This window comes from Enterobacter cloacae complex sp. P17RS (assembly GCF_014895885.1).
Lineage (GTDB): Bacteria > Pseudomonadota > Gammaproteobacteria > Enterobacterales > Enterobacteriaceae > Enterobacter > Enterobacter bugandensis.
In genome coordinates this window covers 119,533-146,184 of the sequence record NZ_JADBQK010000007.1, presented here as the reverse complement: position 1 = coordinate 146,184, position 26,652 = coordinate 119,533, and the positions used below count along the sequence as shown (strand labels likewise).

General features: G+C 57.4%; 25 protein-coding genes. 16 read left to right on the top strand and 9 right to left on the bottom strand.

Translation table 11 applies throughout. The features are described from left to right. Window positions 1–295: 295 nt before the first annotated feature. Entirely contained in the window at window positions 296–1,714 is a 1,419-nt protein-coding gene (locus IM265_RS08300; protein ID WP_049138851.1) for a glutamine synthetase family protein, read from the bottom strand. Window positions 1,715–1,928: 214 nt separating this feature from the next. Here IM265_RS08300 and puuD point away from each other — a divergent pair, with 214 nt between their 5' ends. The 9 genes from puuD (at window position 1,929) to IM265_RS08260 (ending at window position 10,763) form a co-directional block, all read left to right on the top strand. Next, the gene (gene puuD / locus IM265_RS08295; protein WP_028012974.1) at window positions 1,929–2,693 is read left to right on the top strand and encodes a gamma-glutamyl-gamma-aminobutyrate hydrolase; all 765 of its coding nucleotides are present in this window, start codon (window positions 1,929–1,931) and stop codon (window positions 2,691–2,693) included. Between the two features lie 25 nt (window positions 2,694–2,718). Next, window positions 2,719–3,276: an HTH-type transcriptional regulator PuuR gene (puuR, locus tag IM265_RS08290; protein ID WP_013096835.1), complete on the top strand. Its 558-nt coding sequence runs from the start codon at window positions 2,719–2,721 to the stop codon at window positions 3,274–3,276. 157 nt (window positions 3,277–3,433) lie between these two features. Further along, entirely contained in the window at window positions 3,434–4,927 is a 1,494-nt protein-coding gene (gene puuC, locus IM265_RS08285) for an aldehyde dehydrogenase PuuC (protein ID WP_193031275.1), read from the top strand. After that, window positions 4,924–6,204: an FAD-binding oxidoreductase gene (locus tag IM265_RS08280; protein WP_193031273.1), complete on the top strand. Its 1,281-nt coding sequence runs from the start codon at window positions 4,924–4,926 to the stop codon at window positions 6,202–6,204. Before puuC ends, IM265_RS08280 begins: the two co-directional genes overlap by 4 nt. 25 nt (window positions 6,205–6,229) lie before the next feature. Next, on the top strand, window positions 6,230–7,501 hold the full coding sequence (gene puuE / locus IM265_RS08275) for a 4-aminobutyrate transaminase (protein WP_063438447.1): 1,272 nt from the start codon (window positions 6,230–6,232) through the stop codon (window positions 7,499–7,501). A 150-nt stretch (window positions 7,502–7,651) separates the two neighbouring features. Then, complete coding sequence (locus IM265_RS08270) at window positions 7,652–9,139, top strand: carboxypeptidase M32 (RefSeq protein ID WP_047368446.1); 1,488 nt, start codon at window positions 7,652–7,654, stop codon at window positions 9,137–9,139. Between the two features lie 148 nt (window positions 9,140–9,287). After that, window positions 9,288–9,662, top strand: a complete 375-nt coding sequence (gene asr / locus IM265_RS08265) for an acid resistance repetitive basic protein Asr (protein WP_032642591.1) — start codon at window positions 9,288–9,290, stop codon at window positions 9,660–9,662. A 93-nt stretch (window positions 9,663–9,755) separates the two neighbouring features. Next, window positions 9,756–9,839 carry a hypothetical protein gene (locus IM265_RS22190; protein ID WP_023617729.1) on the top strand — a complete coding sequence of 28 codons (84 nt, stop codon included), beginning with the start codon at window positions 9,756–9,758 and terminating at the stop codon, window positions 9,837–9,839. A 102-nt stretch (window positions 9,840–9,941) separates the two neighbouring features. Next, complete coding sequence (locus tag IM265_RS08260) at window positions 9,942–10,763, top strand: serine protease (protein ID WP_028012967.1); 822 nt, start codon at window positions 9,942–9,944, stop codon at window positions 10,761–10,763. A gap of 38 nt (window positions 10,764–10,801) precedes the next feature. On the opposite strand, the gene mdtI is transcribed toward IM265_RS08260, so the two are convergent. Further along, window positions 10,802–11,131, bottom strand: a complete 330-nt coding sequence (gene mdtI / locus IM265_RS08255; protein ID WP_028012966.1) for a multidrug/spermidine efflux SMR transporter subunit MdtI — start codon at window positions 11,129–11,131, stop codon at window positions 10,802–10,804. Beyond that, window positions 11,118–11,480 (bottom strand): multidrug/spermidine efflux SMR transporter subunit MdtJ, encoded by a 363-nt coding sequence (gene mdtJ / locus IM265_RS08250; RefSeq protein WP_028012965.1) that lies wholly within the window; start codon window positions 11,478–11,480, stop codon window positions 11,118–11,120. The genes mdtI and mdtJ overlap by 14 nt, the downstream gene beginning before the upstream one ends. A gap of 422 nt (window positions 11,481–11,902) precedes the next feature. On the opposite strand from mdtJ, the gene IM265_RS08245 reads away from it, so the two are divergent. Next, on the top strand, window positions 11,903–12,937 hold the full coding sequence (locus tag IM265_RS08245; protein ID WP_041910260.1) for an AI-2E family transporter: 1,035 nt from the start codon (window positions 11,903–11,905) through the stop codon (window positions 12,935–12,937). A 3-nt stretch (window positions 12,938–12,940) separates the two neighbouring features. Here IM265_RS08245 and IM265_RS08240 read toward each other — a convergent pair whose 3' ends face one another. Then, window positions 12,941–13,888: a zinc-dependent alcohol dehydrogenase family protein gene (locus tag IM265_RS08240; protein WP_193031271.1), complete on the bottom strand. Its 948-nt coding sequence runs from the start codon at window positions 13,886–13,888 to the stop codon at window positions 12,941–12,943. 28 nt (window positions 13,889–13,916) lie between these two features. Then, entirely contained in the window at window positions 13,917–14,942 is a 1,026-nt protein-coding gene (locus IM265_RS08235) for an LLM class flavin-dependent oxidoreductase (protein ID WP_048956325.1), read from the bottom strand. A gap of 177 nt (window positions 14,943–15,119) precedes the next feature. On the opposite strand from IM265_RS08235, the gene yajD reads away from it, so the two are divergent. Then, window positions 15,120–15,467 carry an HNH nuclease YajD gene (gene yajD, locus IM265_RS08230; RefSeq protein WP_003857471.1) on the top strand — a complete coding sequence of 116 codons (348 nt, stop codon included), beginning with the start codon at window positions 15,120–15,122 and terminating at the stop codon, window positions 15,465–15,467. A 28-nt stretch (window positions 15,468–15,495) separates the two neighbouring features. Here the strand turns inward: yajD and IM265_RS08225 are convergent, their stop codons facing one another. Beyond that, complete coding sequence (locus IM265_RS08225; protein WP_193031269.1) at window positions 15,496–16,281, bottom strand: MipA/OmpV family protein; 786 nt, start codon at window positions 16,279–16,281, stop codon at window positions 15,496–15,498. A 124-nt stretch (window positions 16,282–16,405) separates the two neighbouring features. On the opposite strand from IM265_RS08225, the gene IM265_RS08220 reads away from it, so the two are divergent. The 4 genes from IM265_RS08220 to IM265_RS08205 all read left to right on the top strand — a co-directional run bounded on the left by IM265_RS08220 (window position 16,406) and on the right by IM265_RS08205 (window position 22,595). Further along, complete coding sequence (locus IM265_RS08220; protein ID WP_028012960.1) at window positions 16,406–17,101, top strand: response regulator; 696 nt, start codon at window positions 16,406–16,408, stop codon at window positions 17,099–17,101. Next, window positions 17,098–18,294 (top strand): cell wall metabolism sensor histidine kinase WalK, encoded by a 1,197-nt coding sequence (locus IM265_RS08215; protein ID WP_063153910.1) that lies wholly within the window; start codon window positions 17,098–17,100, stop codon window positions 18,292–18,294. Before IM265_RS08220 ends, IM265_RS08215 begins: the two co-directional genes overlap by 4 nt. Window positions 18,295–18,372: 78 nt before the next feature. Next, window positions 18,373–19,521, top strand: coding sequence for an efflux RND transporter periplasmic adaptor subunit (locus tag IM265_RS08210; protein WP_193031267.1), 1,149 nt, complete (start codon window positions 18,373–18,375; stop codon window positions 19,519–19,521). After that, a complete protein-coding gene (locus IM265_RS08205) occupies window positions 19,518–22,595 on the top strand; it encodes an efflux RND transporter permease subunit (RefSeq protein ID WP_193031265.1) in 3,078 nt (1,025 codons plus the stop codon). Before IM265_RS08210 ends, IM265_RS08205 begins: the two co-directional genes overlap by 4 nt. 190 nt (window positions 22,596–22,785) lie before the next feature. Here the strand turns inward: IM265_RS08205 and IM265_RS08200 are convergent, their stop codons facing one another. After that, window positions 22,786–23,670, bottom strand: coding sequence for a LysR family transcriptional regulator (locus tag IM265_RS08200; protein ID WP_045261464.1), 885 nt, complete (start codon window positions 23,668–23,670; stop codon window positions 22,786–22,788). Between the two features lie 136 nt (window positions 23,671–23,806). Between IM265_RS08200 and IM265_RS08195 the strand changes: the two genes are divergently transcribed. Beyond that, window positions 23,807–24,787 carry a nitronate monooxygenase family protein gene (locus tag IM265_RS08195; protein WP_126345668.1) on the top strand — a complete coding sequence of 327 codons (981 nt, stop codon included), beginning with the start codon at window positions 23,807–23,809 and terminating at the stop codon, window positions 24,785–24,787. Between the two features lie 83 nt (window positions 24,788–24,870). On the opposite strand, the gene umuC is transcribed toward IM265_RS08195, so the two are convergent. Continuing rightward, on the bottom strand, window positions 24,871–26,133 hold the full coding sequence (umuC, locus tag IM265_RS08190) for a translesion error-prone DNA polymerase V subunit UmuC (RefSeq protein ID WP_045630206.1): 1,263 nt from the start codon (window positions 26,131–26,133) through the stop codon (window positions 24,871–24,873). After that, window positions 26,117–26,551, bottom strand: coding sequence for a translesion error-prone DNA polymerase V autoproteolytic subunit (umuD, locus tag IM265_RS08185; protein WP_028012955.1), 435 nt, complete (start codon window positions 26,549–26,551; stop codon window positions 26,117–26,119). The genes umuC and umuD overlap by 17 nt, the downstream gene beginning before the upstream one ends. Between the last annotated feature and the right edge of the window lie 101 nt (window positions 26,552–26,652).

The window sequence follows — 26,652 nt, the reverse complement described above, 5'->3', positions numbered from 1 at the left end:
TAGCAAAGGGGGAAGTTGTAAAGAACATACGCGATCGTACCAGCGCAGCGTCTCTCGCTCGCACTCACAGCAGGCGCCTGACTGGCCCCCTTCGCCCTGCGGATAGTTGAACATCTGCATCATTTCCTACCTCGTCACACAGTGTCGTTAAGAAAGTCCCTGTGCCGCCTGCGCTCCATAACGCGACTCCCGGGAGATAGCTGGCGTGCCAGCGAACGTTTCGGCCAGGCTCCGCGCAGGCCGTTTGGTGATACGTATGCGATGAAACAAAGCGGCCCCTTACCGGGGCACGTCATCAGGCGTTTTTCAGCATCCACTCAATTTCTGTTTCGGTAATCAGGCGTTCAAACTGCAGTAATTCATCATTTTTGCAGGCGTGATAGACGTGGCAGAAACGTTCGCCCAGCCGCTCGCGAAGATGATCGTTTTGCATAAATTCCCACAGCGCATCGCTCTGACGAATCGGGAACGGCAGTCCGTCCTGCTCCAGACCATTGCCTTCCACTTCTTCCTGCAGGGGTAAATCGTTATCCAGCCCGTGCAGAATGCCGGCAAAAATCGCCGCCATCACCAGATACGGGTTCGCGTCTGCTCCCGCCACCCGGTACTCGACCCGATGGTTATGGCGATCGCCGCAGGGGATACGCAGGGCAACGGTGCGATTATTGTGTCCCCATGACGCCTGCGTCGGTACGTACATTCCCGGCTGGAAGCGGCGGTAGGAGTTGACGTTCGGCGCCAGCAGCGCCATGGACGCGGGCATCAGATCGATCATCCCGGCCAGCGCGCGTTTCAGCAGCGCGGAATCCTCGCCGTTGGCGTCTGCGAGCACGTTTTCGCCTCGGTTGTTTTGCACGCTGATGTGGATATGCATCCCGCTGCCCGCATGCTCTTCATACGGCTTTGCCATAAACGTGGCGTGCATCTTATGTTTTTCCGCCATCTGCCTGACGAGACGTTTCAGTGCCAGCGCATCATCGCAGGCGTCGAGCACGTTTTCCGTATGGTGCAGGTTAATTTCAAACTGGCCCGGGGAGGCCTCAGCCACGGCCCCGTCGGCGGGGATCAGTTGCAGCTGCGCCAGTTCGTCAATGTCGTTCAGCACGTCAGCAAAGTGGTTCAGGTTATCAACCGAGTAGACCTGACTCTGCGTGTTGCGTACGTCGGTGCCCGGCGCGCAGGGTGGCTGCAGATAGCCGTCGGCATCGCGCTTACGGTCAAGTAAATAGAACTCCAGCTCTACCGCTACCACGGGGAACAGACCGCGCTGGCGCAACTGCTGCCAGAGTCGGTTGAGTACGTTCCGCGGCTCAACGTCAAAGGGAGCGCCATCTTCATCGACCATGGTGAGCTGCACCTGACCAATGTATTCCGGGTCGGCGGCGGACGGCGTCAGGGTACCCGGTACCGGCACGCAGATACAGTCCGGCTCGCCGAGCTCCTGCCCCAGGCCCGCCTCTTCCACGACGTTACCCAAAATGTCCATGGCGAAAACCGATGCCGGGAAATAGCAGCCTTTTTCAAGCTTGCTCAGTCCGGCAACCGGGATGCGCTTGCCGCGAAAACAGCCGTTCAGGTCGGTCAGGAGGACATCAATAAACTGGGTGTCAGGATACTTTTCTAAATAGCGCTTCACTTCCTGCGTAAAGGCGCTGCCCCGCCTCTCATCCGTGTGCTGCACAAAGTTCTCAACTTCTACGATATTGGTTTCCATGATTTACCACCGTTTTTGGGATTTGCGTTCGCTGCTCTGGACTGTCAAATATAATGTCCACCCTATCGAATCTGTATGCAAACAAATTGTTTGTCAAATGTTAAATTAAGTTTGCAAAAGGCAGATCCCGTTGCTAGATTGAGAAAATATTGAACGAAAAGGCCGTTTCACAGGCGAGAATGGCCTAAATTTAGTCCACTTTGTGAGGGCGATCATGGAAAATATAATGAACAAGCCAGTTATTGGCGTAGTGATGTGCAGAAACAGGCTTAAGGGTCATGAGACCCAGACCCTGCAAGAAAAGTACCTGAATGCCATTATTAACGCGGGGGGCTTACCGATTGCCTTACCCCATGCGCTGGCAGAGCCAGAGCTACTTACCGCTCTGCTGCCAACCCTGGACGGGATTTACCTGCCGGGCAGCCCAAGTAACGTGCAGCCGCACCTTTATGGTGAAAACGGCGATGAGCCTGACGCCGATCCCGGGCGAGATCTTCTGAGTATGGCGCTGATTGCCGCCGCGCTCGAAAGGCGCATCCCCATTTTCGCCATCTGCCGGGGGCTGCAGGAGCTGGTTGTTGCGACGGGAGGGACGTTGTATCGCCGCCTGTTTGAGCAGAACGACCTGCTTGAACACCGGGAAGATCCTGAACTGCCGGTTGAGCTACAATACGCCCCTTCTCATGAGGTTCAGGTTCAGGAGGGAGGACTGCTGTCTCAATTAATACCAGGCTGTAACACATTTTGGGTAAACTCGTTACACGGGCAAGGTGCACGAACGTTAGGACCACGGCTTCGCGTGGAGGCCCGTTCGACGGACGGGCTGGTGGAAGCGGTCAGCGTTCATGACCACCCTTTTGCCCTCGGCGTGCAATGGCACCCCGAATGGAACAGCAGCGAGTACGCCCTCTCACGTATGTTGTTTGATGGTTTTATCACCGCCTGTCAAAGCCACATTGCCGAGAAGCAACGGCTTTGACCACTACCGTAAAGGAAATGCAACTATGAGCGATGACGGACTGGCGCCAGGGAAACGTCTGTCTGAGATCCGCCAGCAATTGGGTCTCTCGCAGCGGCGTGCCGCCGAACTGTCTGGGTTAACACACAGTGCCATCAGCACCATTGAGCAGGACAAAGTGAGTCCTGCCATCAGTACGCTGCAAAAGCTGCTGAAAGTCTATGGGCTGTCGCTCTCGGAATTCTTTTCGGAACCGGAAAAACCTGATGAACCGCAGGTGGTTATTAATCAGGAAGACCTTATCGAAATAGGCAGTCAGGGGGTTTCGATGAAGCTGGTTCATAACGGAAATCCGAACCGTACGCTGGCGATGATTTTTGAAACTTACCAGCCTGGAACCACGACCGGAGAGAGGATCAAACATCAGGGTGAGGAGATCGGTACGATACTGGAAGGTGAAATAGTGCTGACCATTAATGGCCAGCCTTATCACCTGGTTGCAGGGCAGAGCTATGCCATCAATACCGGCATACCGCACAGCTTCAGCAATACCTCGGCAGGCATCTGCCGCATTATCAGTGCCCACACCCCCACCACGTTCTAATTACCACTCAGTCCCGGCGTAAGCGCGCTTACGCCGGGACAAATAAAAACGATCAATGTCGGCATTCAACGGGTTAATTCCCGGGATGCCCCACGGCTTCGTATTGCCTGAAACGGCCATGCCTTTATTTATCTGATTGCGAAAGAAAGGAGTGAATATGCATTTTCAGCACCTGACTTACTGGCAGGATAAAGCAAAAAACAGCGCCATTGAGACCCGGTTATTTATTAACGGTGCCTATTGTGACGCCGCCGATAATGCCACGTTTGAAACCGTCAATCCCGCTACCCAACAGACGCTGGCGAACGTGGCCCGGGGCAAGCAGGCGGACGTGGACCGCGCGGTTCAGGCCGCACGTGAGGTATTTGAGCGCGGCGACTGGTCACAGGCGTCTCCGGCGCAGCGCAAGGCCGTGCTGAATAAGCTCGCCGATTTAATGGAGCGCCACGGCGAAGAGCTGGCCTTACTGGAAACGCTGGACACCGGTAAACCCATCCGCCACAGCCTGCGCGACGATATTCCCGGCGCGGCTCGCGCCATTCGCTGGTACGCCGAAGCGGCGGATAAAGTCTACGGCGAAGTGGCGCCTACGGGTCCGGGCGAGCTGGCGATGATCGTGCGCGAGCCGATCGGGGTTGTTGCGGCCATCGTCCCCTGGAACTTCCCGCTGCTGCTGGCCTGCTGGAAGCTGGGCCCGGCACTGATCGCGGGCAATAGCGTGGTATTAAAACCGTCGGAGAAATCACCGCTCACCGCCCTGCGCCTGGCCGGGCTGGCGAAAGAGGCGGGCCTGCCGGACGGCGTGCTGAATGTGATAAGCGGTTACGGCCACGAAGCGGGCCAGGCGCTGGCACTGCATCCGGAGGTCGAAGTGCTGACGTTTACCGGCTCTACCCGTACCGGCAAGCAGCTGTTGAAGGACGCGGGAGAAAGCAACATGAAGCGCGTCTGGCTGGAGGCAGGCGGCAAGAGCGCCAACATTATCTTTGCCGACTGTCCGGACATGGACAAGGCCGTGAGCGCGACCGCCGCCGGGATTTTTTACAACCAGGGGCAAGTCTGTATCGCCGGTACCCGCCTGCTGCTCGAAGACAGCATCGCCGATGATTTTCTGGCAAGGCTGAAAGCGCAGGCCCGTCACTGGCAGCCTGGCGATCCGCTCGACCCGGACAGCACGATGGGCATGCTCATCGACGCTGCGCACGCCGATACCGTCCACACGTTTATTCGCGAGGGAACCCGGAAAGGTACGCTGCTGCTGGACGGGCGGGAACAATCATGGCCTTCCGCAGTCGGTCCCACCATTTTTGTCGACATCGACCCTGCCTCCCCGCTGTGCCGGGAAGAGATTTTCGGGCCGGTGCTGGTCGTCACCCGTTTTAAAACCGAAGAGGAAGCCTTAACGCTGGCCAACGACAGTGAATACGGGCTTGGCGCGGCGGTATGGACCCGCGATCTCTCTCGCGCGCACCGCATGAGCCGCCGCCTGAAAGCCGGCTCGGTCTTCGTCAATAACTATAACGACGGTGATATGACCGTCCCCTTTGGCGGCTATAAGCAGAGCGGCAACGGTCGCGATAAGTCCCTGCACGCGCTGGAAAAATTTACCGAACTGAAAACCATCTGGATTGCCCTGGAGCCTCAATCATGACCGAACATACCACCAGCTACTACGCGGCCAGCGCGAATGCTTATGAACCTTTCCCGACGCTTAACGAGTCGATCAGCTGTGACGTGTGTGTGGTGGGCGGCGGCTATACCGGCCTCTCCTCCGCGCTGCATCTTTCTGAAATGGGCTACGACGTAGTGCTCCTTGAAGGTGCGCGCATCGGCTTCGGCGCCAGCGGACGCAACGGCGGCCAGCTGGTTAACTCCTACAGCCGTGATATCGACGTGATCGAGAAAAACTACGGGCCCGATGCAGCCAAAGTGCTCGGGAGCATGATGTTTGAAGGCGGGGAAATTATTCGGGAGCGTATCCAGCGCTATCAGATCCAGTGCGACTATCGTCCCGGCGGGCTGTTTGTGGCGCTAAATCATAAGCAACTGGAGACGCTGGAGGAGCAAAAGTCCAACTGGGAACGCTACGGCAACACGCAGCTGGAGTTGCTGGACGCCAGCGCCATCCGCCGGGAAGTCGACAGCGACCGCTATACCGGTGCGCTGCTGGACCGCAGCGGGGGGCACATTCATCCGCTGAACCTGGCGATCGGCGAAGCGGACGCCATTCGCCTGAACGGTGGGCGTGTATATGAACAGTCTCCGGTGACCGCCATTCAGCACACCAGCCCGGCAGTAGTAAGCACGCAGCATGGCCAGGTCACGGCCCGCTACGTGATCGTCGCCGGGAATGCCTATCTGGGCGATAAGATAGAACCGGAGCTGGCAAAACGCAGCATGCCCTGCGGCACTCAAGTGGTGACCACCGCCCCGCTGCCGGAGGAGGTCGCCCGCACGCTGATCCCCAATAACTACTGCGTGGAAGATTGCAATTATCTGCTGGATTACTACCGTCTCACCGCCGACAACCGCCTGCTGTACGGCGGTGGCGTCGTCTATGGCGCGCGCGATCCGGACGATGTCGAACGCCTGGTGATGCCAAAGCTGCTGAAAACCTTCCCTCAGCTGGCAGGCGTCAAAATCGACTACCGCTGGACGGGCAACTTCCTGCTGACCCTGTCCCGTATGCCGCAGTTTGGTCGTCTGGATAAAAACATCTATTACATGCAGGGCTACAGCGGCCACGGCGTGACCTGCACCCATCTGGCCGGGCGGCTGATCTCGGAACTGTTGCGCGGTGACGCTGAGCGCTTTGATGCGTTTGCCAACCTCCCGCACTACCCCTTCCCGGGCGGCCGCAGCCTGCGGATTCCATTCACGGCGATGGGCGCGGCGTACTACAGCCTGCGCGATCGTCTTGGCGTATGATCGTTTCGACAAAAGGGTATCTGACATGAGTAACCAGGAATTTCATCAGCGCAGACTTTCTGCCACCCCGCGCGGCGTAGGCGTAATGTGTAATTTCTTTGCCCGCTCGGCGGAGAATGCCACCCTCACCGACGTGGAAGGCAACGACTATATTGATTTCGCCGCCGGGATCGCGGTGCTGAATACCGGCCATCGTCATCCTGAACTTGTAGCCGCAGTAGAAAAACAGCTTCACCAGTTCACCCACACGGCCTACCAGATTGTGCCGTATGAAAGCTATGTTTCATTAGCCGAGAAACTTAACGAGCTGGCCCCGGTCCAGAGCCCGGCCAAAACGGCGTTCTTCACCACGGGCGCGGAAGCGGTGGAAAATGCCATTAAAATCGCCCGGGCCCACACCGGCAGACCGGGCGTGATTGCCTTCGGCGGAGGCTTTCACGGCCGAACCTATATGACCATGGCGTTGACCGGCAAGGTTGCGCCTTACAAGCTGGGATTTGGCCCCTTCCCGGGGTCGGTTTATCACGTGCCGTATCCCTCCGAGCTGCACGGCATCACGACGCAGGATGCCATCACGGCGATAGAACGCCTGTTCAAAGCGGATATTGAGGCGAAACAGGTGGCAGCGATCATTTTTGAACCCATTCAGGGTGAAGGCGGATTCAACGTCGCCCCGCCAGAGCTGGTGGCCGCCATTCGCCGAATCTGTGATGAGCACGGGATCGTGATGATTGCCGACGAAGTGCAGAGCGGCTTCGCCCGTACGGGTAAACTGTTTGCCATGGAACACTACGTGGACAAGCCCGACCTGATGACGATGGCGAAAAGCCTGGCAGGCGGAATGCCGCTGTCTGGCGTGGTGGGTCGCGCCGAAATCATGGACGCGCCGGCGCCCGGCGGTCTGGGGGGGACCTATGCAGGCAACCCGCTTGCGGTGGCCGCCGCGCACGCGGTGCTGAAGATTATCGACAACGAGTCACTGTGCGCCCGCGCCTGCCATCTGGGGGATCGACTGAAAGCCACGCTGGAGGAGATTCAGGTCACCTTCCCTGCGCTCGTGGCGATAAGGGGGAGAGGATCGATGATTGCGGCGGAGTTTTTTGATCCTGAGAGCCGTGAGCCTTCGGCCGCCATCGCGCAGGCGATACAGCAAAAGGCACTCGCCCAGGGCCTGCTGTTATTGATCTGCGGCCAGTACGGCAACGTGATCCGCTTCCTTTATCCGCTGACCATTCCGGATGCCCAGTTCAACCAGGCGCTGGCTATCCTGCAACAGGTCATGCGTGATAAGTCCTGAGTGCCCACCGAAAACCGTCACCCGGAATGCCGGGGACGGTTTCAACGGAGGAGATCGGCACAGATTTCCTCCGTGTGGGAAATGTTGGGGAATTTGGTCTGTTTCATTGTATGCTCCCTGAAACACATCCCCGGCATGAGGAAATAAGAATTGCAAAAAACATCAGCCTATCAGTCACTTGTGAAAACCTTCCAGCGCCTCTCACGCTTCTCGCACCTCTCCTCCATCGCCAGCTGGGACATGTTCACCATGATGCCGCCAGGCGGCAGCGCCGCGCGCGGTGAAGCGCTGGCAGAGATGAGCGTCCTGCAGCACCAGATCCTGACCGATAAAAAAGTCGGCGACCTGTTAGTGGCCGCAGCAGGGGAAGATCTGAATGACGTCGAACAGGCCAACCTGCGGGAAATGACGCGACAGTATCAGCAGGCTACCCTGCTGCCGGAATCGCTGGTGGAAGCCAAATCTCTCGCGGGCAGCAGGTGCGAGCACGCCTGGCGTACGCAGCGTCCCGCCAACGACTGGCAGGGCTTTTCCGCCAACCTGAAAGAAGTGGTGAAACTCAGCCGTGAAGAAGCCCGCCTGCGCGCAGAAGCCAAAGGCTGTACGCCGTACGACGCGCTGCTGGATATTTTTGAACCGGACATGACCAGCGCGCGCCTGGACGTGCTGTTTGGTGATATGAAAACCTGGCTGCCGGACCTGCTGGCAAGCGCGGTGGAGAAACAGGCTCAGCGGTCGTTCGTTCCGCCGCAGGGCCCCTTCCCGACGGCAACCCAGCGCGAACTGGGTCTGGAAGCCATGAAGATGCTCGGCTTCGATTTTAACGGCGGTCGCCTCGACGTAAGTGCGCACCCGTTCTGCGGCGGCGTACCGGAAGATGTGCGCATCACCACGCGCTATGATGAGGACGAGCTGCTCAGCGCGCTGTTTGGCGTGATCCACGAAACCGGACACGCGCGCTACGAACAAAACCTGCCGCGCGCGTGGGCAGGACAGCCTATTGCCCTGGCCCGCTCAACCGCGATCCACGAATCCCAGAGCCTGTTCTTTGAGATGCAGCTGGGACGCAGCGAAGCCTTCCTCAAGCACCTCCTCCCAGCCGTTCACGCCCGCTTTGGCAGTCAGGCGGCGTTTAGCGAAGAGAACTTTATCGCCTGGAACCAGCGCGTGAAGCCAGGCTATATCCGCGTCGATGCCGACGAAGTGAGCTACCCGGCACACGTGGTGCTGCGCTATGAGATTGAGCGCGCCCTGATCAACGGCGAGATCGAGGTGGACGATATCCCCGCCCTGTGGGATGAGAAAATGCAGGCCTGGCTCGGATTATCCACCAAAGATAACTACCGCAACGGCTGCATGCAGGATATCCACTGGACCGACGGCGGGTTTGGTTACTTCCCGTCGTACACGCTGGGCGCGATGTATGCCGCGCAGCTGTTCCATGCGGCCAAAACGGCGCTTCCGGGACTGCAGGCCTCCATCGCTGAGGGCGATTTTTCCGCCCTCTTTGAGTGGCTGCGTCAGAACATCTGGCAGCACGGTAGCCGCTTTAGCACGTCGCAGTTAATCACCCAGGCGACGGGTGAAGATCTGAATATCCGCTACTTCCGCGAACACCTGACCTCACGCTACCTGTAATGATAAGGCCGGGGTTCTTCCCCGGCCTTGTACATATGGTTACACGCCGATACCAATCACTCACGGAAACCCCGAATTTACAGGGATATAGTTATTTCAACGGCCCCGCAGTGGGGTTAAATGAAAAACCAAATTCGAGGGTATGAACATGAAAAAAGTATTAGCTCTGGTTGTTGCCGCTGCTATGGGTCTGTCTTCTGCTGCGTTTGCTGCTGAAACCACTGCTGCACCAGCTGCTGCGGCGCCTGCTGCAACGACCACCGCGGCGCCAGCAAAAACCGTACATCACAAGAAACACCACAAAGCCGCTAAACCGGCTGCAGAGCAAAAAGCGCAGGCAGCTAAAAAGCACCACAAAAAAGCCGCTAAACCAGCCGTAGAGCAGAAAGCTCAGGCTGCGAAAAAGCACCACAAGAAAGCCGCTAAACCAGCCGTAGAGCAGAAAGCCCAGGCTGCGAAAAAGCATCACAAAAAAGCAGTAAAACACGAAGCTGCTAAACCAGCTGCACAGCCAGCTGCGTAAGCGTACAAGCTTAACCGTGCCCTGCGGGGCACGTTGGTAAACCGGCGCTGAACCGGAAAAGGTTCTGCGCCGTTTTTTTTATCCGGAGGGCGTATGCTGCGACGCTATCGGTTTGAGCTGATTCTTATCCTGCTTATTTTATGCGCGCTCATCGCCAGCCGCTTTTATCTTTCCTGACTGTAGCACGCTGATTTTACTCCCACTTTAGCGCCGTCCCGTCTATAGTATTTTCATAGGGTTCACTTTTAATAATCATAATTACCCCCACCAGAGTGTGATATGCGTAAATCTGTTGTGTTGTTGCTGGGAACGTTTGGCCTTTTTTCTGGATTTTCACAGGCGGATGATGGCGGTGATAACGCCATTAGCGCGAAAGAGCTAAAGACGCTTTTTTTCGGTCATGACGATCGTACTCGCGTCACCGATCCTACCCAGGCTCCCTGGGATGCTATAGGCCAACTGGAAACCGCCAGCGGCAACCTGTGTACCGCGACGTTAATCACCCCGCAATTAGCGCTGACGGCGGGCCACTGCCTGTTGACGCCACCCAACGGTAAGCCAGACAAAGCGGTTGTCTTACGATTTGTGTCGCAAAAAGGGATCTGGCGCTATGAAATCCACGGCATTGAAGGCCGGGTTGATGCTTCTCTTGGGAAGCGTCTTAAACCGGATGGCGACGGCTGGATTGTGCCGCCCGCGGCAGCCTCGTGGGATTTTGGCCTGATTATTTTGCGCTACCCGCCTTCGGGCATTACGCCGTTGCCGTTATTTGACGGCGATAAAGCGGCGCTCACCGCCGCGCTGAAAGCCGCCGACCGCAAGGTAACGCAGTCAGGCTACCCGGTCGATCATCTGGATGCGCTTTACACCCACACGGACTGTATCGTGACGGGCTGGGCGCAGACCAGCGTGCTTTCCCATCAGTGCGATACGTTGCCGGGCGACAGCGGTTCACCGCTGATGCTGAAAACCGATAACGGCTGGCAGTTGATTGGGGTTCAAAGCTCCGCCCCGGCGGCGAAAGACCGCTGGCGAGCCGATAACCGGGCCTTATCCGTCACCGGTTTTCGCGATAAGCTGGAAGCGCTGGCTAAAGAGTAAGCCAGCGCGGCCGTCTGTGGATCAGGGTTACCGATTGATCAGGCGAGTTTTATCATGATCATGCCCGCCAGCAGCAAGATCAGCCCTATCCAGCCTTTATTATTTAAACGCTGCCCGAAAAGCACCCACCCTGCGGCCAGGGTGGCGGCGATACCAAAACCGCCCCACAGCGCATAGGCCACGGACAGATCGATACCTTTGACCGCCTGTGACAGGGCGCTGAACGCCCCCAGCACTGCGGCAATCGACATCAGGCCATAAACCTTACGGCGAAAACCGTCAGAGAATTTCAGCAGAACGTTCGCCAGAATTTCCAGCACGATGGCGAAGCCCAGCCAGGCCGCATGAACCCATTCAAACTGTTGCATGGTTCTGCTCCTTCTGCTGTTTTGTCGGTTTACGGGTACCTGATTTAATCAGCACGATACCCGCGACCAGCGTCGTTAACCCGGCGACCTTCATTGTTGTTAATGTTTCGTCGAATATCAGAACGCTGAACAGCGTAATCAATAAAATACCGATCCCTTCCCACAGCGCATAGGCCACACCCAGCGCAATTTTCTTCACCGCAAATGAGAGGAAAATATAGGAAAGGGATATCATCACCAGCATTAAAATAAAACCGGTATTGCCCTCGCTGACGCTTGCCCATTTCATTGACAGCGTGCCGGTAATTTCAGCGAGGATAGCCAGGGCTAATAAGATCCAGTAAAACATGTTTTTCTCCTGCTTGAGAATATAATCCATCGTGGCCCGCTGCATGCAGCAAACCAAAAAAATATGAAATTAAATAAGACAGCTAAGCGCGTAGCGCCAGCTCAGGCAGAAGAGGTGACTATAGTGCGGTGCGCCAGTGTTGCTCACCAGCAATCAGGCAGAAGGAGGTAGAAAATAGAGCAGCGTTGTTTGAAGAATAGGTCCTGAACAAATTGTCCATAAAATTACAATTATCCGCGTTGTTGCTTCTCGTCTTTGCGGATGAAAATTGTCCTCGGTAGTTGAACACGCCAAATTTGTACCATAACTGAAGATTTTACTCAAAGTCTTTTCAATTCTTTACCCATCCCGTTTGATTTTGGTTAGTTTATTGCAGGACGTTTACCCTCTATTATAAATAAAAAGCATTTTTTGGAGTCACCATGGCTAAACCCATTATTACCCTCAACGGGTTAAAAATTGTCATCATGCTGGGCATGCTGGTGATCATACTCACGGGCGTTCGTTTTGCCGCCGACATCATTGTGCCCTTTATTCTGGCCCTGTTTGTTGCGGTGATCCTTAACCCACTGGTCCGGCGCATGACGCGGCTGCGCATCCCGCGCGTGCTGGCAATTACCCTGCTAATTAGCGTCATTATTTTCGCCATGGTGTTACTGGTTGCGTATCTGGGTACCTCGTTGAACGAACTGGCGCGAACGCTGCCGAAATACCGTTCCTCGCTGGCGATACCGCTGCTGCAGCTTGAGCCCTGGCTTCAGCGCGCGGGAATAGAAGTCTCGGTTGAGGAGCTTCTTAAATATATCGACCCTAATGCGGCCATGACCATCGTCACAGGCCTGCTGACGCAGCTTTCCAATGCCATGACCTCCATTTTCCTGCTGTTTTTAACGGTGGTGTTCATGCTGCTGGAGGTGCCACAGCTGCCCGCAAAGTTACAGCAAATCATGGTTCGTCCGGTTGAAGGAATGGGAGCTATTCAGCGCGCGCTGGACAGCGTTTCACGCTATCTGGTACTGAAAACCGTCATCAGCCTGGTCACCGGGGTGGTGGTCTGGGGAATGCTGGTGGCGCTGGACGTCCGCTTTGCGTTCGTCTGGGGGTTACTGGCATTTGCGCTCAACTACATTCCTAACATCGGCTCCGTGCTGGCGGCAATCCCCCCTATTCTTCAGGTGCTGGTGTTCAGCGGATTTTATGATGCGCTGATTCTGCTGGCCGGCTATCTGGCGATTAACCTGGTATTCGGGAATATTCTTGAACCACGAATGATGGGGCGTGGGCTGGGGCTTTCGACGCTGGTCGTCTTTTTGTCCCTGATTTTCTGGGGCTGGCTGCTCGGTCCCGTAGGCATGCTGCTCTCCGTTCCGCTGACCATCATCGTGAAGATTGGTCTGGAACAGACGGCGGGCGGGCAAAGCATCGCCGTGCTGCTGAGCGATATGAGCCATCAATAGCCGTCATTCCGCCATCGACATGAGGGGCTTGCTTGCCCTTCCTCCTTCACGGTAAGCCCTGAGCGCCCTCTGCCAGTCCGTCAGAGGGTACACCGTTCCGGGGCTGTATTCACTGGCGCGCATCCGGGGCCAGATTTGATCGAACTCCGCGCGCCACGCCTCTGCGCTGAGCCCATCCAGATAGTTACGAATATGGAACCACGCCACGCGCGGCAGGGGCCGCTGCTGGCGGAAGGTCTGCCCGGAGAGCAGCCCGTAGCAGACAAATATGCCCTGCTCCGGCAGCACGCTCAGGATCGCTTCCGCCAGCGCCCCGCCGGTTGCATCGTAAACGACGTCGGCACGCGCGGCAACGGAGAGAATCCGCTGCATGTCATGCTGTGCGACAGGAACGATCCCCATCGCCGCCAGCCGTTCAGCGTGAACGGGCGAACGATGAATACCGTACACCGCCTCTGCCCCCGCCAGACGCGCCCACTGCCCGAGCAGAATGGCGCAATCCGAACCGGCGGCCGTGAGCAGCACCCGCTTTCCCCGCGGTGGATAGTGGCTCAACATCATCTGCGCCGCCAGCGGGTTGATATAGGCCCGCGCGGCCAGGCGTGAATCGACATCATCCGGCACGGGTATCGCATACTCTGCCGGGCAATCCGCATAGCGCTGCCAGGTGCCCTGCCCGCGCAGCGGCAGAACGCGTTTACCCAGCAGATGCGCAAAAGACGCGGGCGCCTGAATGACAACGCCGACGCCTTCATACCCCGCGACGGCGGGCAGCGGGGTTCTGTGGCGGTAAGCGCCGGTAATGGGAATGAGATCGGACGCGTTCACCGGCGCATACAGCATTTGCACGCGGAGGTATCCCGGCGCAAGCGCGCCCGGCGGCGCGGTTTCAGGTTGCAGAACAGATTCTGGCTCGCCAAAACGGCGATACCAGAGGGCCAGATTTTCCATTACGATCTCACGGCTGACGGCGGAATACTTAATCGCGCCAGCCCATTGCCGGTGCGACATGTTTGAGAATGGACTCAATCACGTGCGCATTGTAATCCACACCGAGCTGGTTCGGTACGGTCAGTAATAACGTATCAGCCTCGGCAATCGCCTCGTCCTTCTTCAGCTGTTCGATCAGCCTGTCAGGCTCCGCGGCATAGCTGCGCCCGAAGATCGCGCGCGTTTTTTCATCAAGATACCCCACGCTATCGCTGTCGTTGCGGCTGGCGCCGAAGTACATCCGGTCGCGGTCGTCCATCAGGGCAAAAATACTGCGGCTGACCGAGACGCGCGGCTCGCGCGCATGCCCTGCCTCTTTCCAGGCCTGACGATAGGCGCGGATCTGTTTTGCCTGCTGAATATGGAACGGCTCACCGGTTTCATCGTCTTTCAGGGTTGAGCTTTGCAGGTTCATTCCGAGCTTAGCGGCCCATACCGCCGTCGCATTTGAACCGGCGCCCCACCAGATACGCTCCCGCAGCCCTTCAGAATACGGTTCCAGGCGCAGCAGCCCAGGCGGATTGGGGAACATCGGCTGTGGATTCGGCTTTGCAAACCCTTCGCCGCGCAGCACCTCAAGCAGCACCTCGGTATGACGGCGCGCCATGTCCGCTTCGTTTTCCCCTTCCTGCGGGACATAGCCGAAATGACGCCAGCCATCAATGACCTGCTCCGGAGAGCCGCGGCTGATGCCAAGCTGCAAACGGCCGCCGGAGATCAGATCTGCCGCGCCCGCATCCTCGGCCATATACATCGGGTTTTCATAGCGCATATCAATCACGCCCGTACCGATTTCAATGGTTTTCGTTTTCGCGCCTATTGCCGCCAGCAGAGGGAACGGCGAGCTAAGCTGACGGGCGAAGTGGTGCACGCGGAAATAGGCGCCGTCCGCCCCCAGCTCTTCAGCGGCCACGGCCAGGTCGATGGACTGCAGCAGCGTGTCTGCCGCCGAGCGCGTGCCGGACTGCGGAGAAGGCGTCCAGTGACCAAACGATAAAAACCCGATCTTTTTCATAACCCTGTGTCCTGATAATGCGTTGCGTTCTGTCCACTTTACGCATTACCCGGTAAGAATAAATGCCGTTTATTTAACGGAAAGCATCAAATAAATTGACGGAATAACGGGGTTCGTCATTCCGCTCCATAATGGATATAATATCCCCCACTTTTTTCATGGCAGGTAAAACCGGCAATGGCTCTGATCCCTAAAAACTACGCGCGACTGGAAAGCGGCTATCGCGAGAAAGCATTAAAAATCTATCCCTGGGTCTGCGGACGCTGCTCGCGGGAGTTCGTCTATTCCAACCTGCGTGAATTGACGGTTCACCATATCGATCATGACCATACTAACAACCCGGAAGATGGCAGCAACTGGGAGCTGTTGTGCCTGTTTTGTCACGATCACGAGCATTCGAAATACACCGAAGCGGATCAGTACGGCACCACCGTAGTCGCCGGTGAAGACGCGCAAAAAGACGTGGGTGTCGCCACGTTTAACCCGTTTGCCGATTTAAAAGCGATGATGGATAAGAAGAAATAATCTTCTCGTCCGCTCGTGCTCCGCGATTTTAAAATGTCCAGGTGATAGCGGCGGTTGCAGCCCCCTCATTGCGCCGCATCACTATTGGGCTTTCATTCGCATGGTCGCCAAGCCAGGTATAGTCCGCGCTCAGGACCGTTCCCCAGTGAGCATCGAACTGATGGCTCCAGGTCAGGCTGGTGTCGACGCCATAAAATCCCCCCGGCGCTGAATAGCGGCGATAGCCGGTGCGGCGGCTCTGCTGCTCGCTGACCCCATACCAGGTATTCAGATAACGGCTGTCGCCAAACATAGCCGCAGACTGAAGGGCGATCGTGTCCTCGCTGTTTTGCAGGGGAATCAACGTAACGGACGCCTGATAACTTACGCCCTGACTGTCCGTTAACGGTAGCGTCGCCTTACCCTCAACGCTTAGCCAGGACGCAGCCTGCCAGCCGACGGCCAGGCCGGTATTCAGGGTGGCATCAATGTCCCCCATCCCCTTCAGATTGTTTGCGCCCTCACGCCAGCCAGAATTTTTCTCTGCCCTCCCGAGGTCGTAACCCAGCGTATGTTCCAGGTACCAACCGCTGTCGTTTTGCAGGTCATATCCCACTCCTTTTTGTGCATCAATAAAGAAAGCACCCTTGCGCCCCTGCAGCACAGGAACCACCTGCCACACCTGCTTGTCTGAGCCTGAATAACGGGGGGCATAGTGACCGCCCAGCCCGACGGTTAAAGAGCCGGAAGCGGCGTCATCATCCGCCTGCACACCTGAGGCAACGGCCATCAGAAGCGGAACGGTCATATACAGGCCTTTTTTTATCGCTATCATACTGTTCTCCACGCAGACGCTGGCGTCTGCTGATTCAGGGTCTGCCACACAATGTTGGCGCAGTATGGTTTGGCTAAATCAATGAATCGTCGGGATAGTGTTAAGAAACGGTCAAGGTGAACGGATGTTGTCCAGAAGAGTGCTGATTATTGAAGATGACGCCGATGCGGCTGGCGTGCTTGAAGCTTATTTACGTCGTGAAAATTACGATGTCACCATTACCGGAGACGGTCTTTCCGGGCTGGATATGGCGCAGCGGTGGAAACCCGACCTCATCCTGCTGGACGTGATGCTGCCCGGGCTTAACGGCACCGAAGTGCTGGCCGGACTGCGTCGTAAAAGCGATGTACCGGTGATCATGGTCACCGCCATGGGCGACACCCCCGATCGCATTGGTGCCCTGCGGTACGGTGCCGATGATTATGTTGTGAAACCCTATCATCCGGGAGAAGTCGTGGCTCGCGTACAGGCGGTGCTGCGACGCAGCAGTAAAAAAGAGACAGACGACGAGATCCTTCGCTGGCAAACGCTGGAGGTGGATGTGGCCGCCATTGTGGCGAGCGTGGATAACGGCGGCGACGCGCCCGTGATGCTCGATCTTACGCCAACGGAATTCTCGCTTCTGGCAACGCTGCTGCGTTCTCCCGCACGCCCCTTTTCCCGTCAGTACCTGCTGGAACACTGTCTGCCGGAAAGCGAGGCGCTGGAGCGCGTGGTGGACACCCATATTTATAACCTGCGTAAAAAACTCGAAGCGGCGGGTATTTCCGGCGTGTTGATTAACGTTCGCGGCGTGGGATACAGGTTCAGACAACCATGATAAAAAACCGGCACTCCTCTCTCTGGCGCTGGATTTGCGCGCGTATCCTGGCACTGGCCATCGGCAGCGTGATCGTCATTGCCACCTGCATGTGGCTACGTTATGCGGTACAGAACTACTGGATAATGGGCAGAATGCCAGCGGCGGTCCGGCAGGAATTTCTGACGCTCAGCCAGAACCCACAGGCCGATCCGGCCCGCTTCCACAGCATTGTGGATACCTGGTGGGGGCTGAGTTATTCCACGCCATCCATCGCCTCTGCGGACTGGGTTACGGTGGCCCTGCTGGTGCTGGTGATGATCCCGTTTATTGTGGTAATGGGGTTAAAACACGCCCGACCGCTGGCGCTGCAGTTCAGCCGTCTTCGCGATGCCGCCAAAGATGTCGCCGACGGGCAGTTTGGCCGTCAGGCTGAACTGGTCAAGGATGCGCCAGCGGAAATGGTCAGCTTTGCAAACGACTTTAACTCCATGACGGGGCAACTCGCCCGCTATGAAAAAGAGCTCCGCGCCTCGCACGTCGCGATGGCGCACGAGCTGCGTTCGCCCCTGACGGCCGCCATTGGTCGTCTGCAGGGCATGTTGGACGGTGTGTTTGATGCCAGCCCGATGCAGCTGGAAATGGTGATGAAACAGCTTCAGCATCTTAATCGCCTGACCGATGAGCTTCACCTTCTCTCGTTAGCGGACGCGGGAAATCTGGTGCTGGAAGAGCAGGCCTTTTCTCTGGATGAGCTTATTCAGGAGCGGGCGGCCTGGATCATGCCGCAGGCGGAAGCGCATCATTTTACGATTACGCTGCGTAACCCGCGTACGTGCCCGTTCAGAGGCGATGCGTTCCGCATGGGGCAGGTATTTACTATCCTTATGGAAAATGCACTACGCTACGGGCGCGAAGGCGGCCATCTTGAGGTGGCGCTGCACTACGCCAGCGGACATTACGCCATTGAATTTCACGATGACGGACCGGGCGTATCCCCCCAGTTCTTACCGGACATGTTTAAGCGCTTTAGCCGTGAGGAGCAGTCCCGCGCGCGGCATTCCGGCGGCAGCGGCCTCGGTTTGTCTATCGCCCGGGCGATTTGTCAGGCACATAGGGGCACGATCGAGGCCTCATTACCGGAAACGGGCGGCCTTGCTGTGCGTATTTTGTTACCCTGGCAGCCGTCCGGTAATAAAAATATCCACTCTTGATAAACCCTTGACAGAACATCGAATCTTTCTCGACGTAGCGCACATTTAATAACGCCCTCATCTTTATGGAGCGGCGTTATGTCAGACGAATTTGTTCTCTCCCTCCGCCACTGCCTGCACCATCTGTACGGCGTGGCGCGCACTCTTTCCTGGGTAAATTTTCTCCCTCTGGTCCTGCTCGCGCTGGTGATTTTTCCGCTCACCGGCTGCGGTGACAAACAGGAAAATAAGCCTGCCCCAGTGCGTAAGGTGCGCTACGTCGTCGTACGTACAGCCCAAACCCTCCCCGCGCTGGAAAGGACCGGTGAGATCCATGCCCGCGATGAAACGACTCTGAGCTTTCAAACCGGGGGGCGAATACTGACGCGCAGCGTTGATATTGGCGATCGGGTTAATGCCGGACAGCTGCTGGCCACACTTGAAAATACCACCGGACAAAATCAGCTCGACAGCGCAACGGCCGACTATGAAGGGGCCACAGCCTCAGCGCAGGTTGCCGCGCTTAACGTCAGCCGAATGCAAAAGCTCATGCCGACGGGCGCAATAGCCCGCACGCAACTCGACAGCGCCCGCGCGGACTGGCTTGTCGCCCGCGCGCGATTAAAAAGCAGCGAGGCCGCGTGGCGTAACGCCCGCGAAAGCCTTGGCTGGACGCGCCTTATCGCTCCACAAACCGGCACGATCACCGAGGTGAGCGCCTCTGCGGGCCAGGTTGTCAGCGCGGGACAGACGGTGCTTACGCTGGCAACCGGCGAAGCCCGCGACGTAGCGTTTGATATCGCCACGCCCGATGCGATACCGCCGCTGGATAAGGCGGAATTGCGGGTTTCCCTGCTCAGCGACCCATCGGTACAGGCATCTGCCGTGCTGCGGGATATCACCCCGCAGGCCGATCCTCAGACCCGCACCTGGCGCGTCAGAGCCACCCTGATAAACCCGCCAGCGGCGATAGCGCTGGGTGCCAGCGTCACCGTCACCCTGCCCTCGACTGGCCCGCGAGGTTACGTCATTCCCGCATCGGCGCTGAGCCGAACTGGAGATAGACCGGCGGTGTTCGTGATTAACCCGCATTCGCAGGCGCAGCTGCGCGCGGTGGTGCCTGCCTGCTATACGGCCTCCTCGGTGATTATCGCCTCCGGCCTTGAGCCAGGCGACCGGGTGATTACGGCTGGCGTGAGCAAACTCCGTTCCGGAGAGCCGGTGGTACCCGGGGAGGTTCAGCCATGAACACGAAACCGGAAGCGAAATTTAACCTGTCCGCATGGGCGCTTAACCATCAGCAGATGGTCAGTTTCTTCATGCTGCTGATCGTGGCGATGGGCGTGTTCTGCTATGAAAAACTGCCGCGTAATGAAGATCCGGTTTTTACCATTAAAACGGCGGTCGTCTCCGCGCAGTGGCCGGGCGCGTCCGTAACGGACACCACCCGTCTGCTGACCGATACGCTTGAAAAAAAGCTGCAGGAAACGCCCTGGCTTGATTATCTCGAAAGTGAAACCCGTGCCGGGAGCACGGTTATCCATTTGAATCTCCGTGACAATACCCCACCGCAAAAGGTGCAGGACATCTGGTATCAGATCCGCAAAAAAATGCAGGACATCGCGCCGTCTTTACCGGAAGGCGTTCAGGGCCCGGCCGTGAACGACGAATTTGACGATACGTTCGGCACGATTTACGGCTTTATTCCCGACGGCTATACCTTACGGGAAGTGCGGGATCGCGTTGAGACAATACGTCGTGAGCTCGCCTCCTTGCCAGATATCGGCAAAACCACCCTGCTGGGCGAACAGCAGGATCAGATGGTTCTCGCCTTTTCTCCGGCCCGTCTGGCGGGTATGGGACTGGATATTCAGGCGGTCGCCGATGCGCTGCGGGCGCAAAACGCGGTTGTCCCAGCTGGCGTTATGCGTACCGGGCAGGAGAACATCGCGATCAAGGTCAGCGGGGCGCTCACGTCCGAAGAGAGTTTACGCGCCGTCACGCTGCACATTAACAATCGCTATATTCCGCTGACCGATATCGCCACTGTCACCCGGGAAGCCGCCGAGCCACCGGCCCCCGCGTACCGGGTAAACGGCAAACCGGCCATCGGGCTGGCGGTGTCAATGGCGCCAACGGGCAACATGCTGCGTTTTGGCGCCGCGCTGAACGCCAGAATGACAGTCCTCAGCGCCGGGCTGCCGCACGGTATTGAGATGGTGAAAGTTGCCGATCAGTCGGCGGTGGTCAGTGACGCGGTAAATGGTTTTGTCCGGGTGCTTATTGAAGCTGTTGTTATCGTGCTGGCGGTTTCATTTGTCTCGCTGGGTTTGCGGGCGGGGCTGGTGGTGGCTGCGGCCATTCCGCTGGTGCTCGCCATGACGTTTGCCGGCATGATGCTCGCCGGCATCGGGCTTCAGCGTATCTCGCTTGGGGCGCTGATCATTGCGCTGGGTCTGCTGGTGGATGACGCCATGATCGCCGTCGAAACGATGGTCTCCCGACTGGAAGTCGGGGATTCCCGTCGGCATGCGGCCACCCATGCATTCAAAACGACGGCCTTCCCGATGCTCACCGGAACCCTGGTGATGATTGCCGGGTTTATTCCCGTTGGTTTTGCGGCCTCCAGCGCCGGTGAATATTGTTTTTCCCTGTTTGCGGTAGTGCTGATTGCCCTGCTCTGCTCCTGGGTTGTCGCGATCCTGTTTTCGCCGCTGACGGGCACGTGGCTGCTGCCGGAGAAGGTCAGACATCGCGCGGCAGGCCCTGGAAGGATCGCGCGCGGGTACAGGCGGCTTTTAGGGCTGGCGCTACGTCACCGGCTCGCCACCGTGCTGATTGCGCTTTCCGCGCTGGGGCTGTCCGTGTACGGCACGACGTTTATGCAGGGTGAGTTCTTCCCCGCGTCGGACCGGCCTGAACTGCTGGTCAGCCTGACGCTTCCGGCCAACGCGTCGCAGCCCGAAACGTTAAGAGAGGTGGAAAAGCTGGAACACGCGCTGGCCGGCAACAGCAATATAGAGCGCTACTCGACGTACGTCGGGTCAGGAGCCATCCGTTTTTACCTGCCGATGGACGTGCTGCTGGAAAATGAAAACATCGCCCAGATTGTGGTGGTGGCGAAGGATCTTCAGACGCGGGATCGTCTGCATGAGCAGTTGAACAGGCTGCTGGCGGCGCAGTTTAGCGACATCATCACGCGCGTGTCGCCCCTGGAGCTTGGGCCGCCCGTCGGCTGGCCAATCAAATACCGGGTGAGCGGGCCTGATTATCTGCAGGTCCGGGCGCTTGCGAACCGTCTGGCCGACGCGATTGGCCAATCGCCGCTGTCGCGCGAGGTTAACCAGACGGCCGGAGAGCCGGAGAGGATCATTACTCTGAAGGTGAATCAGACGGCGGCCAGGGCGGCAGGAATATCGTCAGAAGCTCTCGCCCGCACCTTGAATACCCTCTGGTCCGGCAGCGTTGTCACCTCGGTCAGGGATAACGATCGCCTTGTCGACGTGGTGCTGCGGGCCACGGACAATGAACGTCACAGCACCGCCACCCTCTCCTCGCTGACCGTTCAGGGGAATGACGGTAAAAAAATTCCGCTCAGCGCCGTCGCGACGCTGGTCTGGAGCGTGGACGATCCGGTCATCTGGCGTCGACAGCGGTTGCCTTTTATTACGGTGCAAACTGACCTCGCGCCGGGGCTGAGGGCCGAAGCGGTATCGGCGGCGCTGCGTCCGGCGATCGACACGCTGCGCGCGGAGCTGCCTGCCGGTTACAGCATAGAAGAAGGCGGCGCGGTTGCCGAATCAGATAAGGGGAACAGCTCCGTTTTTAGCGTTCTTCCGGTGACGCTTGTCATCATGTTGATGCTGCTGATGCTTCAGTTGCGCCGATATTCCCGGATGCTGCTGGCGCTTCTGATGGCCCCGTTTGGTTTACCGGGGATCGTGCTGGCTATGCTGCCCGGCGGCACGCCGATGGGATTTGTCGCGCTGCTGGGCGTCATCGCCCTGGCGGGGATGATCGTGCGTAACGCGGTGATACTGATTAGCGAGGTAGACAGTAATCTTGCTCAGGGGATGGCAAACGATGCCGCGATTGTGGCGGCCGCGGAGCATCGGGCCAGACCCATCTGTCTGACCGCCTGCGCCGCCATTCTGGGCATGATCCCGATCTCTCATCAGGTATTCTGGGGGCCAATGGCCTATGCGATTATCGGCGGGCTGCTGGTCGCGACGCTGGTAACGCTGACCGTATTACCCGCGTCGTTTAGCCTGCTGTTACAGTGGGGGGACTCAGCGCAAAGCCGCAGAAGAAAGGTGAGCTGAGGCTCAATCGTTCCCCGGCAGATTACACAGCCGTCAGCGCAAAACGGTTCCTCAGGATCCGGGGGATCTCATCCTCCGTCAGCTGCTGCGGCTAAACTGCGCAAACGAACCCAAGCCTCGCCTGCTGAATGCCATGAAACAGATTGGCGCGCGGTGTCATGAACTGGCGGGCTCCTCTCCGGTGGCGGTTTTACACTAAACTTTCCAGCCACTCGGTAAAGGCCCGCACCTTGCGGGAGAGATGGCGGTGTGGATAGAGAAGCGACAATTTACGATCCGGGGAGCGATGCTCCGGTAACACTTCAACCAGTTGGCCGCGGTCAATATAGGGCTGCAGAAAAAGATTCATCCCCTGTATTAACCCTAACCCGGCCAGGCCCGCCGCAATGTAGGCTTCGGAGTTATCCACGACCAGCTTGCCGGGCAGCGTTATTTCCGCAATGCCTTCTGGCGTAGTAAACGTCCAGGGTTGAATTTTTCTGCTGTTGTTATTGATCCAGTTGATGGCCTGATGTTTGTATAAATCATCCAGCGTTTCTGGCGTACCGTGTTTTGCCAGCCAGGCCGGGCTGGCACAGGTCGTGATTTTAATGTTCCCGATTTTGCGCGCGACATAGTCACCATCGTCCAGCTCCCCCACTCGCAGCACGCAGTCCAGGCCATCGCGCAGCATATCCCGACGGCGGTCAGAGCTGCTCAGTATGATGTCGATCTCAGGATGCTGCCGATAAAAATCCGGCAGGTTGGGTATGACCCTCAGCGCCGCAAAAGCGATGGGCATATCCACCCGCAACTGACCGTGTATTGCCCGGCCAGTGCCAAACGACTCCAGTAAATCGTCCGCCTGCGCCAGCAGGGGTTTACTTCGGCGATAAAACGCCTCGCCGTCCGGCGTCAGGCTAATCCGCCGCGTTGTTCTCTGCAGCAAACGCGTGCCGCTGTGCTGCTCCAGATGCTGTAACGCTTTGGTGACCGCCGGACGGTGGATCTGCAGATTTTCCGCCGCCTGGGTCAGACTGCCCGACTCGACAATTTCAATGAAAACTCTAATTGATTCAAAGAGATTTAGTTGCATTGGTTGTCTCTTTTGCCGTCACAGGAATGTCAGGATTGTTACTTATTTTATAACAGTGATGAATCTTTTTGGCTATTTTTCCTAACAATCTTCCGCCCTACACTCTCCTCCATTCAAACGTGAGGAATGTTCTGCTATGAAAAATAACCGTATCTGTCAGATCCTGGGGATCGAAAAGCCTGTTATTCAGGGACCGTTATCCTGGCTTACTGATGCCCGTTTAGTGGCCGCGGTCAGCAATGCAGGAGGACTCGGCGTGCTCGGCCCCAACGCAGGGTTAACCGCCGATACCGCGGTCTCCACGCCGGAAGAAACCGCCGAAAAAATGCGGGAAGAAATTCGCAAAACCAAACGGCTGACCGAAAACCCCTTCGGCGTGAACCTGATCCCCACCGCCGTTAATGACGTCTGGACCGGGCCAATTCTTAAGGTGATAAAAGAGGAAGGCGTCAGGGCCGTGGTGTATACGGGCTATGGTGAAGGCAGCATTATTCCTGCGCTGTTCAATGAGTTAAAAGAGGCGGGTATCGCCATTATCTACCGCGACATCAATCCCACGCCGGAGAACACCCTTCTGGCTGAAGAAATGGGGGCAGACATTATCGTCGCCACCGGTTTTGACGAGGGCGGGACGCTACCCGCAACGGCGCTGGGTACCTTTTCCATCGTGCCGCTGATTGCCGATGCCGTGAAGCATGTTCCGGTGATGGCGGCGGGCGGTATTACCGATCGCCGCACCGCCAGAGCGGCGCATGCGTTAGGTGCGGAAGGCGTGTTTGCCGGTTCGGTCTTTATCAGTACCGTAGAAAGCCGCGTGCCACAGGAGGTCAAAGAGAAAATTGTTGCCGCCAACGGCCTGGACCTGCTGCTTTTCCGCACCGTCCCTCACTACTATCGTTCTCTCCCCGGCAAGCTGGCGGAAAAACTGGCGGCGATGGATAAAGCTGGCGCAAGCAATGAAGCGCTGGGCAAGGCGATGGGAGGATTGCGGGGCCTGCGCCTGGGCATGCTGGAAGATAACACCGATGAAGGTTATATCTCGCTCGGCACGGGGATAGGAAGTATCCGCAGCGTGAGAAGCGTGGCTGAGGTTGTCGATACATTAACGGTTGAGTAAGCCCTTAACCCTGATGCTATGGACGCTGCACAGGAGCGGCGTCCGTAAACCGTCTTCGGCTCTTTGTCACACATAGCCGCTTTTCATCTCGCTACCGGCAAATCCGCGTACCGCGTCGTATAGGCCGGTGACAGCATCTCCCGCTTCATCGCCCAGGCTTTCTCAATCCCCTGCCCGGCAAACCATATTTTCCCTTTGCCGGAATGATTTAAGCTGTCGATGGTTTCCATCAGCGCGGCGCTGTTGGCGCTCGGGCGGTTATCGTCAAACAAATTCAGCTGGGCAACGCCGCTGCTGAAAAAGTCTGCCAGCATCACCCCCGCTTTCATATAGCGATATCCGTCAAGCCAGATACGCCCCAGCGCCTCCGTGGCGGCACGGATGATATCGCGCGAATCATTGGTGGGCGTCATCAGGGTGACGGAAGCCTGGTTGCCGTAATAAATTTCGTTGTCCGCGTGTGGGCTGGTGCGCACAAACACGCTGATAAAGCGGCAATACTGATGCTCGCCACGCAGTTTTTCCGCAGCACGTTCTGCATAGGCGCAAATGGCCTGATGCATCTCCTCGTACTGCGTAATACGGTGTCCAAACGAACGACTACAGATAATTTGCTGCTTCGTAGGAGTAAACTCTTCCAGATCGAGGCAGGGCTCACCTCGAAGCTCGCGCGCCGTGCGCTCCATTACCACGTTAAAATGTTTGCGGATGACCCAGGATGACGCTTCCGCCAGCTCCAGCGCCGTGGTTATCCCCATCGCGTTAAGCTTTTTCGTGATGCGTCGTCCTACGCCCCACACCTCCTCCACCGGAACCTTTGCCAGCAGCTTACGCTGCCGTCCACGATCCGAGAGATCGACCACGCCACCGGTGGCTGACCACCGCTTCGCCGCATAGTTGGCCAGCTTCGCCAGCGTTTTAGTCGGCGCAATCCCGACGCCCACGCTTAAGCCTGTGTTTTTAAAGACCTGCGTACGCATCTGATGACCGAATGCTTCCAGCGAGATGCAGTTGCTGACACCCGAAACGTTCACAAATGCTTCATCGATGGAGTAGATCTCAATGGCCGGCGCGAGATCGGTCAGCGTCTGCATCACCCGGCTGCTGAGATCGGCATACAGCGCATAGTTGGAGCTAAAGACGTAAACCCGCGACGGATACCCCTTCTCTTTGAATTTAAAATAGGGCTCCCCCATTTTTATGCCGAACTGCTTTGCCTCCCGCGACAGCGAAATAATACAGCCGTCGTTATTGGACACCACCACGATGGGCTTACCCACCAGATCGGGGCGAAACACCCTCTCGCAGGAGGCATAGAAGCTATTCACATCAACCAGCGCGAACATGTTTATGCGTTTTGAGCGTATGAGTGACGACACCGAAGATTTGCAGCTCCTCTTCGGACTGAAAGGCGATCGGCTGATAGCGGGCATTACGCGGCAGCAGCCGCAGAACCGGGCGGGTCTGTAGCTCTTTCACCGTAAATTCGCCGCCGACCGACGCCACAACAATGTCCCCGTGCTCGGCATTTAACGAGCGGTCTACCACCAGCAGATCGCCGTCGCTAATCCCTGCGCCGATCATGGAGTCCCCGCTCACTTTGATAAAGTAGGTCGCACTGGGGTGCCTGACCGCCAGCCGGTTAAGATCGAGACGATCCTCCACATAATCCTGCGCAGGGCTTGGAAAGCCACAGGCAACACGCTCAAGATATAAAGGTAATTCAATAAGTTGCTTTGGATGATAAGAAAAGAGAGTGTCCATAAATGCCTTTCCCGCCAGATACTGTATATAAACACAGTATTACGGATTACGGCACAGGATCAAGGTCATTTCCGACAAAGACCGCAAACGCGTTGAAGTTT